We start from the raw sequence: 18,920 nt of genomic DNA, 5'->3' as shown, positions 1-18,920 counted from the left end.
TTTCTTTTCCTGCCTGGACATCCAGCGCTGCCGATGCCTCAGCAGCGCCTTGCAGATGCCTCAGATATGCAACGCATGCCCCAACGCACGCAGCGCCGCTTCCTGCACCGCCTCGCCCAGCGTCGGGTGAGGGTGGATCGTGCCGGCGATATCTTCCAGCGTGGCGCCCATCTCAATCGACTGCACGAAGGCGATGGACAGTTCCGAGACCTGCACGCCCACGGCCTGCCAGCCGAGGATGCGGTGGTCACTGCTGCGTGCGACCACGCGCACGAAGCCATCGGTGGATTCCAGCGACATCGCACGGCCATTGGCCGCGAACGGGAACAGCGCGACCTTGGTCTCGATGCCCTGTGCCTTGGCTTCGTCCGGCGACAGCCCGACCACCACGATTTCCGGATCGGTGAAGCACACCGCCGGAATCGCGGCCGGCACGAAGTGCCGCTTCTTGCCGCTGACGATCTCGGCCACCAGTTCGCCCTGCGCCATCGCCCGGTGCGCGAGCATCGGCTCGCCGGCGACATCGCCGATGGCCCACACGTTGCGCATCGAGGTCTTGCACTGGTCGTCGATCTTGATTGCCTTGCCGGTCAGATCCAGCTGCAGCGATTCCAGATTGAAGCCGTCGGTCTTCGGGCGACGGCCGACTGCGACCAGGATCTGGTCGGCGTCCAGCGCGATTTCGTTACCGTCCTTGTCGCGCACGCGCAGCTGGCCGTTGTCGGCCAGGCCAAGCACGCTGTGGCCGGTCAGCAGCTTCACGCCGGACTTCTCCAGGTGCGTGGCCACCGGCTTGGTCAGCTCGGCGTCGTAGGCCGGCAGGATGCGTTCCTGGGCCTCGACCACCGTCACCTCGCAGCCGAGCTTGCGGTACACCGTGCCCAGCTCCAGGCCGATGTAGCCGCCACCGACGACGATCAGCTGCTTGGGCAGCGAGGTCGGCGAAAGGGCTTCGGTGGAGGAGATGACCTTGCCGCCGAACGGCAGGAACGGCAGTTCCACCGGCACCGAGCCGGTGGCCAGCAGCAGGTGCTCGCAGGTGATGCGCAGCGTGCCGCCGTCTTCGGCGGCACCGGCGATCTCGACGGTCTTGCCGTCGACGATCGTGGCCCAGCCCTTGATCAGCTGCGCGCCGTTCTTCTTCAGCAGCGCGCTGACGCCGCCGGTCAGCTTCTTGACGATACCGGCCTTCCACGCCACGGTCTTGGCCAGATCCAGCGACGGCGCCTGCACGCTGATGCCCAGCGGCGAGGTGCCTGCGGCATAGGCGGTGACCTTGGCGAATTCCTCGGCGGCATGGATCAGCGCCTTGGAGGGAATGCAGCCGATGTTGAGGCAGGTGCCACCCGGATTGACGCCCTCGACCACGATGGTCTTGACGCCGAGCTGGCCGGCGCGGATGCCGGCGATGTAACCGCCGGGACCGCCGCCGATGATCAGCAACTGGGTTTGAAGGGTATTGGACATCGCTTACTCCACGAACAGCAGGGCCGGGGTTTCCAGGCGGGTACGGATCGCCTGCACGAACTCGGCCGCATCCATGCCATCGACAATGCGATGGTCGAACGAAGACGACAGATTCATCAGCTTGCGCGCCACCACCTGGCCCTCGCGGAACATCGGGCGTTCGATGATGCGGTTCACACCGACGATCGCCACTTCCGGATGGTTGATGATCGGGGTCGACACCACACCGCCCACCGCACCGAGGCTGCTGATGGTGATGGTCGAGCCGGAGAGCTCCTCACGGGTCGCCTTGCCCACGCGCACGGCATTGGCCAGGCGCGCGATCTCGGTGGCGGTCTGCCACAGATCCAGCGACTCGGCATGCGCGACCACCGGCACCGACAGGCCGACCTCGCTCTGGGTCGCGATACCCAGCTGCACGCCCTCATAGCGGGTCACGATGTTGGCCTGGTCATCAAAGCGGGCGTTCATCTGCGGGAAGTCGCGTGCGGCCAGCACCACGGCGCGTGCCAGCAGCGGCAGCAGGGTCAGCTTGCCGCGCTCCTTGGCCCAACGTTCGTTGAGCTTGGCACGCAGGGCTTCCACTTCCGTGACGTCGATTTCTTCCACATAGGTGATGTGCGGAATGGTCGTCCAGGACTGCTGCATCTTCTGCGCGATCTTGCGGCGCAGGCCGATGATCGGCACCTGCTGCTCGCCGGTGCGGCGCGCGTAGCTGCTGCCGCCGGCACTGCCACCGACCGGCTGCGCCTTGCCACCGGCGGCGGCGTAGGCATCCAGATCGGCCTGCAGGATGCGGCCGCCCGGGCCGGTGGCCGGCACGTAGCGCAGCTCGATGCCCAGGTCCCAGGCGCGGCGACGCACGGCCGGCGAGGCCAGCGGGGCTTCACCGGCGTTGAGCACGCCGTTGGTGACCGCGCCACGCGCGTCCTGCTTGGCGGCGCAGGCAGGTGCGGAGGCAGCGGCGGCCTTGGCCGGCGTCGCAGCCGGTGCGGCCTCGGCGGCGGTGGCAGGTGCAGCGGCCGGTGCAGCCGCCTTGGGCGCAGCAACCGGTTCGGCCGGCGCGGCAGCAGCCGGTGCACTGGCAGCACTGGCATTGCCGGCGCCTTCCACTTCCAGGCGGATCAGCTCGCTGCCGACGGCCATCATCTGGCCGGGCGTGCCGCCCAGCGAGACCACGGTGCCTGACACCGGCGAGGGGATCTCGACCATGGCCTTGTCGGTCATGACCTCGGCCACGACCTGGTCTTCGGCGACCGGGCCGCCGACCTCGACCTTCCAGGTGATCAGTTCGACTTCGGCGATACCTTCACCGATGTCCGGCATCTTGATGACGTGATGTCCCATGGTTCAGTCCTCCAGCACGCGCTGCATTGCATCGATGACCCGGGACGGACCCGGGAAGTAGTCCCATTCCTGCGCGTGCGGATACGGGGTGTCCCAGCCGGTGACGCGTTCCACCGGTGCCTGCAGGTGGTAGAAGCAGTGCTCCTGCACCAGCGCGACCAGTTCGGCGCCGAAGCCGCAGGTGCGGGTGGCTTCGTGCAGCACGATGCAGCGGCCGGTCTTCTTGACCGAATTGACGATGGCCTCCAGATCCAGCGGCCACAGGCTGCGCAGGTCGATCACTTCAGCATCGATCCCGGCATCTTCGGCGGCGGCCTTGGCCACCCACACGGTGGTGCCGTACGTGATGATCGTCAGTGCCTTGCCTTCGCGGGCGATGGCGGCCTTGTCCAGCGGCACGTTGTAGTAGCCCTCCGGCACCAGGTTGTCCGGGTATTTGGACCACGCGGTGACCGGGCGGTCGTGGTGACCGTCGAACGGGCCGTTGTACAGGCGCTTGGGCTCCAGGAAGATCACCGGATCGTCGTTCTCGATCGAGGCGATCAGCAGGCCCTTGGCGTCGTACGGGTTGGACGGCATGACCGTGCGCAGGCCGGTGGCATGGGCGAAGATCGCTTCCGGGCTCTGGCTGTGGGTCTGGCCGCCGTAGATGCCACCACCGCACGGGGTGCGGAACACCAGCGAGGAGGTGAAGCTGCCGCCGGAGCGATAGCGCATGCGCGCCGCTTCGGACACGATCTGGTCGTAGGCCGGGTAGATGTAATCGGCGAACTGGATTTCAGCGACCGGGCGCAGGCCGTAGGCGGCCATGCCGATCGCCGCGCCGGCGATGCCGTTCTCGGAAATCGGCGCATCGAACACGCGCTGCTTGCCGTACTTGGTCTGCAGGCCGTCGGTGCAGCGGAACACGCCGCCGAAGTAGCCCACGTCCTGGCCGAAGACCACCACGTTGTCGTCGCGTTCCAGCATCACGTCCATCGCCGAGCGCAGCGCCTGGATCATGGTCATCGGCGTACCGCCGGTGTTGTTCTGTTCAATCCCGCTCATGTGTTCAGACTCCCAACTGCTGACGCTGGCGACGGAGGTGTTCGGGCATGTCCTTGTAGACGTCTTCGAACATGAGGGCCGCGCCGGGACGGTTGTCGCTGCCGAGCAACCCGTGGGTCTCGGCTTCCTTGAGGGCACGCAGGATCTCGGCATCCAGTTCGGTGCGCAGTTCGTCGTGCTGCTGCTCGCTCCACAGGCCGCGCTTGATCAGGTGCTGCTTCAGGCGGTCGATCGGATCGCCGAGCGGGAACTGCTGGGCATCATCGGCGGGGCGGTACTTGGACGGATCATCCGAGGTCGAATGCGGCCCGGCGCGGTAGGTCACCCACTCGATCAGGGTCGGGCCAAGATTGCTGCGGGCGCGTTCGGCAGCCCAGCGCGAGGCGGCGTACACCGCCAGCAGATCGTTGCCATCCACACGCAGCGACGGAATGCCGTAGCCCACGCCGCGCGCGGCGAAGGTGGTGTTCTCACCGCCGGCAATCGCCTGGAAGGTGGAGATCGCCCACTGGTTGTTGACCACGTTGAGCACGACCGGCGCGCGGTACACGTGCGCGAAGGTCAGCGCGGCGTGGAAGTCGCCTTCGGCGGTCGCGCCATCACCCACCCATGCGGTGGCGATGCGGGTGTCGCCCTTGATCGCCGAGGCCATCGCCCAGCCCACCGCCTGGATGTACTGGGTGGTCAGGTTGCCGGAGATCGAGAAGAAGCCGTAGTCCTTGTACGAATACATGATCGGCAGCTGGCGGCCCTTCAGCGGGTCGGCCGCGTTGGACAGCACCTGGCAGATCATGTCGACCAGCGAGACTTCCTTGGTGATCAGGATGCCCTGCTGGCGGTACGTCGGGAACTGCATGTCGTCATCGCGCAGCGCCAGGGTCTGGCCGACGGCGATCGCTTCCTCACCCAGGCACTGGATGTAGAACGAGGTCTTCTTCTGGCGCTGGGCGATCAGCAGGCGGGCGTCGTAGGCGCGCGTCTTGAGCATGGCGTGCATGGCACGCAGCAGCACGGCGTCGTCGATGTCGGCGGCCCACGGGCCCACGGCGTCGCCGTTGTCGTCCAGCACACGGATCAGCTGGCCGGTCAGCGGTGCGGTCTGGCTGGCGCTCACATCCACGGGCGGTTTGTCGACCGCGCCGGCGGGGCTCAGCTTCAGATAGGAAAAGTCGGTGGCCTCGCCGGGACGGGCGCTGGGCTCGGGCACGTGCAAACGCAACGGTTCACGCGTGGCGGGGATCTGGGGTGATGACATGTCAGGGGCCTCGCTGGGCTTGGGTCATGGAGCTACAGGCATACCGCAGGCGGGGGGCAACGGTAATGGCGATGTTGGCGCGCCGACATCCGGGCGGGATCTCGTCGCGAAGCGGGTAAGGGCCAGCGCTTGCAAGGCGGCTGGGGCCATGGCGCATTGCACCCGGTGTGAAGTCTAGAGGCACAGCGGCTTATCGTAAATTTGTTTAATTGCGTATGAGGTATTGTTTATTCAGATATCTTCATTCCGTGGGAGCCCGTGCATGCAAATCCCCGCCAACATGACCCTGCGCCAGCTGCGGTACTTTGCCGAAGCGGCCGAGTTGGGGCAGTTTTCGCAGGCTGCGCGCAAGCTGCACGTCTCCCAGTCGGTCATCACCACCGCGGTCGCCCAGCTGGAAACCTCGCTGGGGCTGAAGCTGTTCGACCGCATGCCGCACGGGGTCGGATTGACCGCCGAGGGGCACCGCTTCCACCAGCATGTGCGGCACATCCTGGATACGTTGCAGGACGCGCTCAGCGAGCCGATGTTCCTGGCCAACACACTGCCAGGCCGGGTGAGGATCGGCGCCTCCTACACGGTGCTGGGCTATTTCCTGCCGAGCCTGCTGGCGCGCTTCAAGCGCTCCTACCCGCAGGTGGAGGTGGATCTGGTCGACATGGACCGCGCGGCGATCGAACAGGGCGTCGGCAGCGGTGAGCTCGATTTCGGGCTGTGCATCATCTCCAACATGGCCGAGCCCTATGTGCTGCGGCGCCAGGTCCTGATCCGCTCGCGCCGCCAGCTGTGGCTGGCCGAGTCGCATCCGCTGCTGCAGCTGCCGGTGATCAGCCCGGCCGACGTCGAGCCGTACCCGTACATCATGCTGATGGTCGACGAAGGGCAGGAGTCGGCGATGCGCTACTGGCGCTCGGTCGGGCGCGAACCCAACGTGGTGTTCCGCACCTCGTCGCTGGAAGCGCTGCGTGGCATGGTCGCCTACGGCTTCGGGGTCAGCATCCTGTCGGACATGGTCTATCGACCGTGGTCGCTGGAGGGGCGCCGGATCGACGTACGCACCCTCACCGATGCGGTACCGCCGATGGAAGTCGGCCTGGTCTGGCGCCCGGACGAAGACCTGTCCGCGCCGGCACGCGCACTGCATCAGTTCCTGGTCTTCGCCTGTGGCGGATGAGCGCCGATGGCATCGGCCAGCGCGGGGCGCGGATCGGGCAGTTCACCCACCGGGGCGGTGAAGGCCTGCCCGCGGCGTGACCAGATCTGCCACGCCGAATAGGCCAGCAACGGCACCACGTAGGTGGCCAGGATGGCGTAGGCCAGAAGCCGGTAGCCCTTTGCGATCAGCGCGACCAGGCCGATGCCATCGGCCATGAACACGGCCATCAGCAGGATCGCCACGATGATCGCCACGCGGACCCCGCGCTTCGGTGCGGTACCGGTGCGTTCCTTCCAGTTGACGCTGATGCGGCCGTCCACCGAGGCCATCAGGGTGACGCCGGTTTCGACCAGGGCCACCATGATCATCAGGCGGAACAGCAGCTGGAACCACGGCAGGCCGAGCTGGCCGAGCATGAGGTCCGACGGCAGCGGCGCGTCGGCGATGTCCGGCAGGAACGCGATCATGCAGACGTAGAACACGATCGCCGGCAGGATCGCCAGCGGGCCGGCCAGGGCGCCTGCGATCACCGCATCGCGCCGGCACAGCAGGTGGCGCACCACCAGCAGGATCGAGACCGCCGCGAACATGTTGTAGCCGGCGTAGGTCACGCCGTTGAGCACCCAGTCCTTGCCCAGTTCATGGGTGTTGGAGAGCTGTGCCATCGCGCCGCCACCGAAGCGGTACAGGATCAGGCACGCGGCAATGGCGTAGACCAGATACATGAAGGCCGACATCAGCTTGAACATGCGTTCGACGGCATTGGTGCCGGCCTGCACCACGCCGGTGATGATCGCCACCAGCAGCAGGGTGCCCACGATGCGCGGCCAGCCGAACATGGTCGCGGCCAGTTCGCCGGCGGCGGCACCGAACACGGCCAGCACCACCACGATCAGCGCCAGGTAGGCCACCTCGAAGGTCCACCAGCCACGGCCGAGCAGATGCCGGAAGAAGGTGCGGTAGTCGTTGGCACGGATCGCCCGTGCCAACAGGAACGTCAGGATGCAGATCACGCTCCAGATCAGCATCGACAACACCATCGCCGCCAGGCCGCCCCAGGGGCCCGAGGGCAGGAAAAACTCCGCCAGCTCACGGCCGGTGGCGTAGCCGCCGCCGATCACGGCCGACTTGAACGCCAAACCGGGCAACAGATACCGCTGGAACCGGCTGGCGGCGGCGGTCACTTGCGGGCGGCCGTGGGCTGCAGCAGGTAGAAGTCACGCACGGTGCGGGCGATCTCGGCGATCACACGCTCACGTTCGCTGCGCGGGGCATTGCTGGCTTTGACGAACACGGAGATCGCGAACTGGCTGCCATCGGGCAGGGTGACCACGCCCACATCGTTGACGGTGCCGGCCACGGTGCCGCTCTTGTCGGCCACCTTGGTGCCCGGCGGCAGGCTGCCCCGCAGGCGTGCACTGCAGGTGCGGCAACGTTCCATGATCTGCACCAGCACCTCGGTGCTGGCCGGACTCAGCGCCTTGCCGGTGAACAGCTGGGTCAGCAGGGTCGACATCGCCCGCGGCGTGGAGGTGTCGCGCGGATCCTTGTCGAAGGCTTCATTGCCGGATTTGGTGCGCTTGACGACCTCGGGGTCGAGGGTCAGTTCGGCCACGCGCTCCTTGGTCAGCGGCTCGTCACCGAGGCCGAAGATATCGCTGAGCAGCTGCCGGGTGTTGCGATCCAGGCGCTGGCCTTCAATGCCCTGCGCGCGCAGCCAGGCAGTGACCGCAGCCGGCCCGCCAGCCTGCGCCACCAGCACGTCGGTGGCGGTGTTGTCGCTCTGGGTCAGCATGACCTCCAGCAGGTTGTGCACCGACAGGCTCACGCCGTCGTGGATGAAACGATCGGCGATCACTTCCGAATCGACATAGAACGATTTCGGCACCGGCACCATCGTGGTCAACGCCAGTTCGCCGGCATCGACCTTGGTCAGGATCACGGCCGCCACGGCGACCTTGAACGTGCTGGCCATCGGGAATGCTTCGTCGGGATTGAGATGGACCTGCGCCCCCTTGCCATCCAGGCGCCACGCCGAGACACCCACCTTGCCGTCGACCAGGGTAGCCAGGCGCGCGACTTCGGTTTCCACCGGGCTGGTCTTGCTGGCGCTGAACGCGGCGAGCGGACTCAGGCCCAGCAACGCGGCAACGCACAGGCTCAAGGTACGGGATGTCATCTTCATGCGATGCAGGCCTCCAGCAAACGGTTGAATTCCCCATCTTGCCGCATCGGGTCGGCCACCGGCAGACCAAGACGCGCGCTGACCTCGGCACAGGCGGCCGATGCCGCGGCCTCGGTCATGCCATGGGTGTTGAGACTGACGCCGACGCAGCGGATATCAGGATTGGTACGGCGTCCCAGCTGTACGGTCAACGCGATCACCTCCTCGATGGAGGGCAGCGGATAGTCTGGATACCCCAGCACGTGCTTGCGCCCCGGCTGGTGGCAGACCACGAACACATCCGGCTGGCTGCCATGCAGCAGACCGAGGCTGACGCCGGCGTAGGCGGGATGGAACAGCGAACCCTGGCCTTCGATGACATCCCAGTGATTGTCGGCCGCATTCGGGCTGAGCAGTTCGGCGGCACCGGCCGAGAAATCGGCGACCACCGCGTCCATCGGAATGCCGCTGCCGGCGATCAGGATGCCGGTCTGGCCGCTGGCACGGAAGTCGGCATCCACGCCGAGTCCACGCAGGCCGCGTGCCAGCGCCAGCGCGGTGTATTTCTTGCCCAGCGCGCAGTCCGTGCCGACGGTCAGCACGCGCTTGCCGGTGCGCTTGCGGCCGTTGCCGACCGGGATGCCGCGCGGCGGCACGCGCACGTTGATCAGCTCGCGTCCGTGGCGTTCGGCCGCGGCAGCCAGTTCCGGAATGTCATCCAGCTTCTGGTGCATGCCACTGACCAGGTCCAGGCCGTTTTCCAGTGCGTCCACCAGCGCCGGCAGCCACTGCGAGGGAATCACCCCACCGCCGTTGGCCACGCCGATCACCATCGCACGGGCACCGGCGGCGCGCGCCTGCGCGGGGGTCATGCTCGGCAGGCCGGTGGTGATCGGGCAGCCGGGCAGGCTCCACTCGGCCACGCACACCTCCGGTGCCCAGTCCTTCAGGCCGATCGCGGTCTTGGCGAAGCCCGCTTCGGTGGTATCACCCAGGAACAGAAGGTACGGCTGGGGGAGGGCGGCGAGAGCCTGTACGGCAGCGGTGGGCGTTGCGCTCATGAGGGATCCAGTAGTCGGCGGAGAGAAGAGAGGGGAGGCATTCACGACGAGGGGCTCGCAGTTGTTAGACCTGGTTGGATCTGTATAAGTCCTAATCAGAGAATATGCAACCCAATCAGGATAATCCTTTAGTCTCTTCCGACGGTGGGCCCGGCGACGGCGTGCGCGCCACCGGGCATGGCGCTACGGCACTCAGTAGCGATAGTCGATCGACATGCCGATCGTGCGGGGCTGCAGCGGCACGCCGGTCACCGCGACGTAGCGGTTGAGCGCGTCCCGCACCGAGCCGGTGGAGACGTAGGCACGCTCGTCGGTGGCATTGCGGGCGTACAGGCGGACCGTCCAGGTCATGTTGGTCAGCTCGGCATGCAGGTCCAGCGCGTTGTAGCTGTCGATGTCGTACGCGCCGGCCACGCGCTCGCCGGTGACGCGGTAGCCGGCGCCGACCCGGCCCTGCCACTGGTCGCTCACATCGAAGTCGTAGTCGATCGTGCTCGACCAGCTCAGGCGCGGCGTCATCGGCATCCGGCTGCCGGACACCAGTCCGCTGGACGGCGGTACATCACCGATCTTCGAATCGATGTAGGCGGCATTGAGGCCGATCGTCAGGCGCTCGGCCGGGCGGACCATGAAGCTCAGTTCCGCCCCCTGGCTGCGCGCGCTGCCGGCGTTGCCCATCCAGCTCAGGCCGTTCTCGGAAACGCGCACCTGGATGTCGTCCCAGTCGATCCGGAACAGCGCCAGGTCGATCATCGCGCGGCGGTCCCAGAAGTGCGATTTGAAGCCGAGCTCGAGGTTGTCCAGCGTGTCGGCCTTGGTCATCGGCACCACGCCGGAGGTCGATACGTTCGGTCCACCCGGGCGATAGCCGGTGGCGTAGCGCGCGTAGATCATTGAACTGTCGTTGAGGTGCCAGCGCGAGGCCAGCTTCCACGTGGTCACGCTGTCATCGGCGGAGTCGGCCAGATCGATCGGCCGCGGGCCGTACAGCAGCCCGGTGCTGTGCTGTTCGAAATCCTGCTGGTTGCGCGCGTGCCGCACACCGGCGGAGACATCGAAGCGTGGGCTGAACTTATACGTGACGTCGGCAAAGATCGCCTGCTCGTCGTAGGTGCCGGGCAGGCTGGCGGCACCGGGGTTGAACGGCAGCGGGACGCCGTTTGCATCGTAGGCACTGACCTGCTGGCGGTTGGTGTTTTTCTCGCCGGTGAAGAAGGTGCCAAGCAACCATTCGAAGCGCTCGTTCTCCTTGGAGTTCAGGCGGAACTCCTGGGTCCACTTGCGCGTGCCGAGGAAGACATCGAACTGGGCCTGGCCGGCCGGGTACGGGGTCAGCAGCGGCCAGGCCACGCCATAGACCAGCGTGGAATCCTGCACTTCGTCCATGCGGGTTTCGGAGAAGCTGGTGGCGGAGACGAAATCAACGTTGCCCAGATCCCAGTCCAGGATCGCCGAGTAGTAGTCGGTTTCCATCCGGTACGGCGTGGCGCGCTGGAGGATGCCTTCGAGCGGGCCGCGGATCGGCTCCAGCGTGGGATAGGTCAAGCCCACCGCACTGGAGTTGTCGGCATCCACGATCTGCGACAACGCCTGCACGCGCAGGTTGGCGGTGTCGCTGATGCGCCAGGTCAGCGCCAGGCGGGAGGCCAGCTGGTAGTAGCCGTTGCTGTCCTTGGCGTCCTCGCCGGTGAGGTCGGGTTGATCCACATAGCCGGGCGTGCCCTGGCGCGAGAGGCTGGCGCGCAGGCCCAGCTTGCCTTCGATCAGCGGCACGTTGAACGAGGTGCGCACGCCGGTGCCCACGTCGCCCGCTTCCTTGGTGGCATTGACGTCCATGCCGGCGCGGAACTCGAAACCATCCGGATCAGCCGCCTTGGTGACGTACTTGAACAGGCCGCCCATCGAGCTGGCGCCGTACAGCGTGCCCTGCGGGCCGCGCAGCACTTCCACGCTCTGGATGTCATACGGCAGCAGATCCAGTGCATAGGTGGTCGCGCGCTGCTTGTTGCTGCTCGGGCCGATCGGGGTGTCATCGATGTAGGTGCCGATGATCGAGCCACCGCCGAGGGGCGCGACACCGCGCAGTGCCATCGTGGTCTGACCCGGTGCGCCGCCGCTGTCCACCTGGAAGCCCGGTACGTACGCGGCGAAGTCGTTCAGGCGGGTGGCGCCGAACGCCTCGAGACGTTCTTCGCTGATCACGCTGACCCCGGCCGCCACCTCCATCACGTTCTCGGCGCGCTTCTGTGCGGTCGCCACCACGCGATCAAGCTCCACCACATCGGGTGTGCTGCGGCTGCCATCGGCGTCGGCATCCTGGGCCATCGCCGCGGTGGCAAGGCCCATGCAGCACAGGGTGACGGTGGAGGCGAGGATCGAACGTTTCATCGGCTTGCGCATGTGGCGGGCTCTCCGGAATCAGCAACGGGGTCAGGCAGGAAAAACGACGGCCGTGCACGGCGGTAACCGCCGTGCAGGGGTAGGGACGCGCGCGCTGTCGCAGCCGCGCCGGGTTGGCACGTCGGTAAGGGGAGGGGGCGTGGGGGAAGGAAACGGCAGGTAACGGGCGTTGGCAGGTGCAAGGCCGTGTTGCTGGCCAGCGGCGCGATGGGCGCGGAAGCTGGCGGTCAGTGCGGGCGCGCGGGCATACCGGCGGCTGGGGTCGTACGGAAACTGATCGGGCATTTCGACATCCCTACAAATCCTATGTAAGGAATATTTAGCCTGATCAGGTATATGTCAAGCGCAATCAGAAAACATCATCCCATTACGGACTATTGCGCTGCAGCATTTCAGCGGGTGCCGAACGGCGTTGCCGCGCGGCCTGATCTGTCCCAGGGGCGTACGCCGGGAAACGGGTCGCTATCGGCCGCGATCGTCGCTGCGGCCGATCGCGATGCTCAACGCTGCCGGCTCAACCCGACGTCACGGCACCGTCGGCCGCGGCGGCACGCTGTGGTGCAGGTGCAGCATTGCCGGCGAGCAATGGTCGGGCACGTCGCTCCAGGCGCAGCATCAGCACCGCAACCAGCATGCAGGTGCCGGCCATCAGCGAGAAGAAGACGGCACTGGAGAGCGTTGACCACAGCGTGCCGACCGCGCCGGCCAGCAGGTTGCCGCCGAACGAGGCCAGGAACCAGAACGCGATGATCGTGGCACCAAAACCGACCGGCGCCAGCCGTGCGAACAGGCCCAGTCCCACCGGCAGGATGAAGAGCTCGCCGAAGGTGAAGATCGCAAAGAACAGCACGGCCCACAGCCAGCCCACCTTGGCCGACGGTTCACCGCCCAGCATCGCCACCAGGGCAAAGGACAGGCCGACCACCGCAGCACCGATCGCCATCTTGGTCAGTGCGGCCGGCTCGCGGCCGTTGCGGGCCTGGCGGGTCCAGTGCTGCACCAGCATCGGCGTGATCAGGAACACCAGCAGCGGATTGAGCGAGAAGAACCAGGTCATCGGCAGGGTGAAATCGGCGGTGAGCACGCGGTCCACGCCGGTATCGAGCCAGATCGCGATGGTGTTGCCGATCTGCTCGTAGGCCAGGCGGAACACCACGATCAAGCCGGCAATCATCGCCATCACCTGCAGCAGCGGGCGGTAGGCTGGCTGCCACAGGGCGGAGAAGGGCAGCGTGGCGCGTTCGCTGCGCGGCGGATCCGGCGGCAGATGGCGGCGGCCGGTGATGTAGATCACCAGGCCGAGCAGCATGCCGATGCCGGCCGCGGAGAAGCCAACGTGCCAGCCATACACCTCACCCAGCGTGCCGCAGATCAGCGGGGCGAGAAACGCACCGAGGTTGATGCCCACGTAGTACACATTGAACGCCGAGCCACGGCGCGGATCATCGCGCTGGTACAGATCGCCGACCTGTCCCGGCAAGGTCGGCAGGAACAGCCCGTTGCCGAGCACGATCGCCAGCAATGCCGGATACAGCAGTGCATCGAAGGCCATCAGGAAGTGGCCGAACGCCATGATCGCGCCGCCCAGGATCACGGCCCGCCGCTTGCCCAGCCAGCGATCGGCGAGCATGCCGCCGAACACCGGGCTGAGGTAGGCCAGCGCCGTGTACAGGCCGTAGACCATCGAGGCCTGTTCCTGCGAGAACAGCAGCTGCTTGGTCATGTAATAGACCAGCAGCGCCCGCATGCCGTAATAGGAGAACTTCTCCCACATCTCGGTGAGGAACAGGATGGTCAGGCCTGGCGGTTGCCCGAACCAGGCCTTGCGCGGTGCATCGAGGGTCATCGGGCAGGGCGTCCGTAGGTCAGAGCTGCAGACCGGTGCTGATCAGGCGCTGGGTAATGGCGACGAACGCCACCACCACGCCTGCCAGTGCGACCACCCAGGCACCATGGCGGCGCGCACGCGGCCAGCTGGCCGGCGCACGGACCGCCACCCACACCAGGGCCACGGCGGCGAACACGCTCAGCCACGACAGCGCCTGCACCAGGATCAACGGCCCGTTGGTGTACGAGGAGATCGCGCCCGGGCCAGCGATCGATTTCACATACAGCGCCCAGGCGACGACGGTGCCCAGCTGCGTGGTGATCGACAGCGTCTGCAGCCAGCGCAGGCCGCGGCGTTCTGCCGGCGCGCCGACACGGTAGTAGCGGCGCACGAACACGCCCCCGATGCGCAGCACGGCCGACAGCGTCAGCAACCCCAGCGCGACGAACAGCGCCGGGCGCAGCCACGCCGGCGAACGCCAGCCCGGGATCGGTTCAAAGCCGAACACCGAGGCGAACGGGCCACCGGAGAAGTACACCGGCCGGCCGTCCTTGACCTTCACTTCCAACAGGCCGCGGCCGTTTTCCTGCTGCCACAACCACGGCGACACCTCGCGCCAGCGCAGCAGCTGGCCGTTGAGGCCCTTCTGGCCATCCACGGTGATGGTGCCGTCATCCTGCGGGTGCACACGGATCGGTGCGAAGAGCGTCAGCATGCGCAGATACGAACTGTCCGAACGGCGCGTGCTCTGCCAGCTCGTCCCGGCCAGCGCAGCGGCGTGCTCGCGGGCCGTGGCAGCATCCACGCCCGGGCCGGCGCGTTCGATCGGCAGGGTCGGCAGGAAATTCTCGACGAAGCGCTCCCACACCTGGGCGCGCAGGGCAGAACCGGCCGCATCACGCCCCACGCTGTTGGTGGAAACGAAGACGCCGATGTTGCGTTCCGGGATCATCCACAGCCACGAGTAGAAGAACAGCATCGTGCCGCCGTGCGAGCGCGTGTCGTAGCCCCCGGTGTCCGAGGCCATCCAGCCCAGGGCCATGCGCGGCAGATGCGGCAGGATCGCCGGCTGCGGGGTCAGCATCTGTGCGTTGGTCTCGGCGCGCATGATGCGCTGGCCGTCGAGCTCACCATGATTGAGCGTGGCCATCATGAAACGTGCCATCGCCGAGCCGGAGGCATACAGACCGCCCACGCCCGGCGCGGTGTTCTTCTCGGCCGGGTAGCTTTTGCCCGAGCCCAGCAGATAGCCCTTGGCGGCGTGCGGCAGCAGCTCGGCCGGCAGCTTCTGTTCGAAGCTGGCGTACTGCATGTCCAGCGGCTGCAGGATGTGCTGCCTGGCGTAGTCCTCGAAGCGCTGGCCGCTGACCCGCTCGACGATGTACGAGGCGATGCCGGTGGCGTAGTTGGAATACGCCGGCGTGGTGCCCGGTGCGGAGATCTGGTTGGGCACCCATTCCTTGAGGTAGTTGTCGCGGTTGGCCGGATGGTCCGGGCCGAGCACGATCAGGTAGCGCATGCGCTCTTCCAGACCGCTGGTGTGGGTCATGATCTGGCGCAGCGTGATCGGCTCACCCTTGGCCGGGACCTTGATGTCCAGGTAGGTGTTGATGTCGGTGTCCAGGTCCAGCTTGCCCTGTTCCACCAGCTGCATCACCGCGGTCCAGACGAACAGCTTGGAGATCGAGCCCGGGCGGAACAGGGTGGTCTTGGGATCCACCGGCGTGCGCTTTTCAACATCGGAGAAACCAAAGCCGCGCTCGGTGACGACCTTGCCGTTCTCGACCACGGTGACCACGGCGCCGGCGAGATCGCCCTGCGCCATCAGATAAGGCACCAGGCCATCCAGGAACGTATCGACACGGGCCGCATCCAGCGTGCCGGTGGCGGCCGGTGCGGGCGTGAGGGTGTCCGGCGTCTCGGCAGCCACCGGTGCGGTGGGTGTCGCGACGGGCGTGGGTGCCTGCGCATGCAGCGGCGAGAACGCGGCGGTGGAGGCCAGCAGCAGGCCGCAGATCAGGGGGCGCCAGAGACTCATGCCTGCACTCCCTTGCCCCACACGGCATCTTGGCAATGCACCAGGCCCTCGTCGTAACGCAGGCCCGGCACGCGATCGTCGCGCAGGAACAGCGGGCCATCCAGATCCACCACGTCGCAATGCTGGCCCACGATGAAGGCCGGGCCCATCGCCCAGCTGCTGCCGATCATGTTGCCGACCATCACCTGCATGCCCAGCGAGCGCGCCTTGCCGACCATCGCCAGGCTTTCGGTGAGGCCGCCGGCCTTGTCGAGCTTGATGTTGATGACGTCGAACAGGCCTGCCAGCGCTTCGATCTCTGAAGCGTCCTGCACGCTTTCGTCGGCGGCGAACGGCAGCGGCCGCGCAAAGCCCTTGAGCTCGGCTTCGCGACCGCGCGGCAGCGGCTGTTCCAGCAGCTTGATGTCGTTCTCCAGCAGCACCGGAATCAGCGCATCGAGCACATCCACGCTGTAGCCCTGGTTGGCGTCCACGCCCATCCACACCTCCGGGCGCACCTTGCGCACCGCGCGCACGCGCTCGATGTCGATATCCAGGTCACCGCTGAGCTTGAGCTTGAGTGCCTTGGCCGGCGCATAGCGTCCGGTGGCGATCGACTGCATCGTCGCCGGGTCATCGGCGCCCAGCGTCCAGGTGGTCAGCAGCGGCCGGGTCTGTGAGAGTCCGGCCAGCGCCCAGGCATGCTTGCCGGTGCGGCTTGCTTCCAGATCCCATAGCGCGCAGTCCAGCGCGTTGCGCGCACCGCCGCGGGGCAGCAGCTGCTGCAGTTCGGCGCGGGTGATGCCGGCTTCGATCCGCGCACGCAGCAGTTCCAGCGTGGCCAGCATCTGCTCGGGCGTGTCGTTGAAGTAGTACACGCCGCTGGCTTCGCCACGGCCGCGATGGCCGTCCTCTTCCAGTTCCACGCGCAGCACCGGCGCGTTTTCGAACACGTAACCGCTGATCCGGAACGGGGCCAGCAACGCAAGCGAGTCGATCTGCAGGGTCAGTTTCACAGGATGTCTCCAGCCCCACGGCGGGGCCATGGGTCAGTAGTTGAGAGCGAAGTCGGCCAGGCCCATCAGGACCAGGGCGTAAGCGAGCACGCAGGCCGACAGCAGCAGCAGCGCGGCCCACAGGCGCGCCAGCCAGCCGCGTCCAGCGCGGACCGTCTGCACCAGGTTCCAGGCCGTTGCGCCGATTCCGCCGATGATCGCGATCACCGTGGCGATGCCCAGCCCGATCACCGCCGGATCCAGACGATCATCCAGGCGCGCGAAATCGGCAGACGCCCAGGCCATCACGGCCATCGCGGCGGCAGGCACCAGCAGCAGGAGCCAGCAGGCGGCGCGGCTCAGGCGATAGGCCCGCAGCGTGCTGCGCGGCCAGCCCAGCACGCGGCCATGGCGGCGGCGGACGAACGCGGCGATCGGCCACGCCAGCGCGGCCAGTGCCAACACCGCCACCGCAGCGGTCAGCAACGGCTTGAGCCACAGCGCCGAGCGGTAGCCTTCCGCGACCAGGAACACGTTGAACGGGGAGGAGGAATCCACCGCGAAGCCGACCGGCTTGCCGTCCTTGAGGATGGCGGCCAAGCGCAGTTCGCTGTTGTTCGCCTGCCACAGCCACGGTCCGATCGGCTTGAAGGTGGTCGGCTGCCCGTTGGGCTGCTTCAGGCGCGGCAAGCGCAGGCTGCCATCGTCGAGGGCTTCCAGGCGCGTCTGGGTGAGGATGCCGGTGCGGCCGATGCCGGTCTCGGCGCGACGCGAATCGAGATAGCTCGGTGCGGCCAGCTGGCGGGCCTGCGCCTTGGCCAGCGCCGCGTCGACGGCCGCTGCCGGGGCCGCGGTGCCCGCCGGGAAGTAGCGGTCAGCGAAGTTCTCCAGCAGTTCACGCCGGATCGGGCCGGTGATGCCATTGGCGCCGGCGCTGTTGAGCGAGACGAACAGGCCGACATCGTGATCGCGGAACAGGAAGAGCTGTGAGTGGAACGAGTAAGTGTCACCGGCGTGTGACACCACGCGCTGGCCGTTGACATCGATCTCGTAGAAGCCGAGCGCCATGGTGTTCAGTGGCGGCGCGAAGCGGGTCTGCGGGGTCAGCATCAGCTGGCTGGTCGCGGCCTTCAGGATGGCGGTGTCGTGACCGCCGGCCGCACTGAGGTGCGCGATCATGAAGCGCGCCATGTCGCTGCCGGTGGCCGAGAGGGCGCCGGCCGGCGCGGACGGGGTCACTTCGAACTCACGCGGCTTGCCCGAGCCGAGGGCATAGCCCTTGGTGACCAGGGCGCGCAGCGCCGGCGGCAACGGCTGGTGGAAGCTGGCGTGCTGCATCTGCAGCGGCACGAAGATGTGCTGTTCGACATACTCGGCGAAGGGCTGGCCTGACACGCGCTCGACGATGTAGCCGGCCAGGCTGGTGCCGTAGTTCGAGTACGCGGGCACGGTACCTGGCGCGAAGATCTGCGCCGGCACGCGGCGCTTGAGGTACGGCCCCAGTTCAATGCCACCGGCTTCGGCCACGGCCTCGCTGGTCCACATGTACTTGATGTTGGCCTCGAAGCCGCCGGTATGCGTCATCAGCTGGCGCAGCGTGATCGGCAGGCCGCGTTCGGGCACCTTGAAATCCAGGTACTGGTTGATGTCCGCGTCCAGATCCAGCTTGCCCGCTTCCACCAGCTGCATCACCGCGGTCCAGGTCATCAGCTTGGAGACCGAGGCCATCCGGAACAGCGTGCGGTCCGGATCCACCGGCGTCTGCTTGGCCACATCGGAGACGCCGTAGCCGCGGCGGACCAGGATCTTGCCGTCCTTGACCACGGTGACCACCGCACCGGCGATATCGCCGCGCGCGATGGCATACGGCATGAAGCCATCCAGCCAGGTGGTCGCATCGTCGGCGGTCAGCCGGGCAACGGAATCCACGCCGGCAGGCGGTGTGGCCGCCTGGGGTGGGGAGGATGGCCGCTGTGCGTCGGCCTGGAAAGACAGCAATAGCCCACAGCACAAGCCGACAAGCCCTGACAACGCACGCATGTGACGATCCCCTTCAAACCATCTCAATCAGACAACAATATTCCTGATCAGAGAAATGTCAAATGCGCGTGATCGCGATTGGATCGCGCAAACCGGGCTGAATGTGACGTTTGGATGCCCAGCGCAGGCCGTTTTTTGACCAT

General features: G+C 66.9%; 13 protein-coding genes. 1 reads left to right on the top strand and 12 read right to left on the bottom strand.

What is annotated here, in order from left to right; genetic code table 11:
- Positions 1-60 precede the first annotated feature (60 nt).
- From lpdA to ABE472_RS01550, 4 genes are read right to left on the bottom strand one after another with little or no spacing between them, the layout of a single operon-like run.
- Positions 61-1,467, bottom strand: coding sequence for a dihydrolipoyl dehydrogenase (gene lpdA, locus ABE472_RS01565; RefSeq protein ID WP_102788361.1), 1,407 nt, complete (start codon positions 1,465-1,467; stop codon positions 61-63).
- A gap of 3 nt (positions 1,468-1,470) precedes the next feature.
- Positions 1,471-2,814: a dihydrolipoamide acetyltransferase family protein gene (locus ABE472_RS01560; RefSeq protein WP_070427217.1), complete on the bottom strand. Its 1,344-nt coding sequence runs from the start codon at positions 2,812-2,814 to the stop codon at positions 1,471-1,473.
- A 3-nt stretch (positions 2,815-2,817) separates the two neighbouring features.
- Entirely contained in the window at positions 2,818-3,861 is a 1,044-nt protein-coding gene (locus ABE472_RS01555; RefSeq protein WP_123729076.1) for an alpha-ketoacid dehydrogenase subunit beta, read from the bottom strand.
- Positions 3,862-3,865: 4 nt separating this feature from the next.
- Positions 3,866-5,116 carry a 3-methyl-2-oxobutanoate dehydrogenase (2-methylpropanoyl-transferring) subunit alpha gene (locus ABE472_RS01550; RefSeq protein ID WP_070427219.1) on the bottom strand — a complete coding sequence of 417 codons (1,251 nt, stop codon included), beginning with the start codon at positions 5,114-5,116 and terminating at the stop codon, positions 3,866-3,868.
- A gap of 262 nt (positions 5,117-5,378) precedes the next feature.
- Here ABE472_RS01550 and ABE472_RS01545 point away from each other — a divergent pair, with 262 nt between their 5' ends.
- Positions 5,379-6,290, top strand: a complete 912-nt coding sequence (locus tag ABE472_RS01545) for a LysR substrate-binding domain-containing protein (RefSeq protein ID WP_070427220.1) — start codon at positions 5,379-5,381, stop codon at positions 6,288-6,290.
- Here ABE472_RS01545 and ABE472_RS01540 read toward each other — a convergent pair.
- The 8 genes from ABE472_RS01540 to ABE472_RS01505 all read right to left on the bottom strand — a co-directional run bounded on the left by ABE472_RS01540 (position 6,260) and on the right by ABE472_RS01505 (position 18,666).
- Positions 6,260-7,456 carry a hypothetical protein gene (locus ABE472_RS01540; protein WP_313212687.1) on the bottom strand — a complete coding sequence of 399 codons (1,197 nt, stop codon included), beginning with the start codon at positions 7,454-7,456 and terminating at the stop codon, positions 6,260-6,262. The genes ABE472_RS01545 and ABE472_RS01540 overlap by 31 nt on opposite strands.
- A complete protein-coding gene (gene bla, locus ABE472_RS01535; RefSeq protein WP_313212688.1) occupies positions 7,453-8,457 on the bottom strand; it encodes a class A beta-lactamase in 1,005 nt (334 codons plus the stop codon). Before bla ends, ABE472_RS01540 begins: the two co-directional genes overlap by 4 nt.
- On the bottom strand, positions 8,454-9,497 hold the full coding sequence (locus tag ABE472_RS01530; protein ID WP_346465192.1) for a DUF1611 domain-containing protein: 1,044 nt from the start codon (positions 9,495-9,497) through the stop codon (positions 8,454-8,456). The genes bla and ABE472_RS01530 overlap by 4 nt, the downstream gene beginning before the upstream one ends.
- Before the next feature lie 192 nt (positions 9,498-9,689).
- Positions 9,690-11,897, bottom strand: a complete 2,208-nt coding sequence (locus ABE472_RS01525) for a TonB-dependent receptor (RefSeq protein WP_346463096.1) — start codon at positions 11,895-11,897, stop codon at positions 9,690-9,692.
- Positions 11,898-12,411: 514 nt separating this feature from the next.
- On the bottom strand, positions 12,412-13,743 hold the full coding sequence (locus ABE472_RS01520; protein ID WP_313212691.1) for a peptide MFS transporter: 1,332 nt from the start codon (positions 13,741-13,743) through the stop codon (positions 12,412-12,414).
- A 19-nt stretch (positions 13,744-13,762) separates the two neighbouring features.
- Entirely contained in the window at positions 13,763-15,763 is a 2,001-nt protein-coding gene (locus tag ABE472_RS01515) for a serine hydrolase domain-containing protein (RefSeq protein ID WP_346465190.1), read from the bottom strand.
- Entirely contained in the window at positions 15,760-16,758 is a 999-nt protein-coding gene (locus ABE472_RS01510; protein WP_346463102.1) for a dipeptide epimerase, read from the bottom strand. Before ABE472_RS01510 ends, ABE472_RS01515 begins: the two co-directional genes overlap by 4 nt.
- Positions 16,759-16,791: 33 nt before the next feature.
- Positions 16,792-18,666 carry a serine hydrolase domain-containing protein gene (locus tag ABE472_RS01505; protein ID WP_346465188.1) on the bottom strand — a complete coding sequence of 625 codons (1,875 nt, stop codon included), beginning with the start codon at positions 18,664-18,666 and terminating at the stop codon, positions 16,792-16,794.
- Positions 18,667-18,920: the final 254 nt, after the last annotated feature.

Origin of the sequence: Stenotrophomonas sp. TWI809, assembly GCF_039673205.1 — a bacterium.
GTDB lineage: Bacteria > Pseudomonadota > Gammaproteobacteria > Xanthomonadales > Xanthomonadaceae > Stenotrophomonas.
This window is presented reverse-complemented; position numbering and strand designations above follow the sequence as displayed.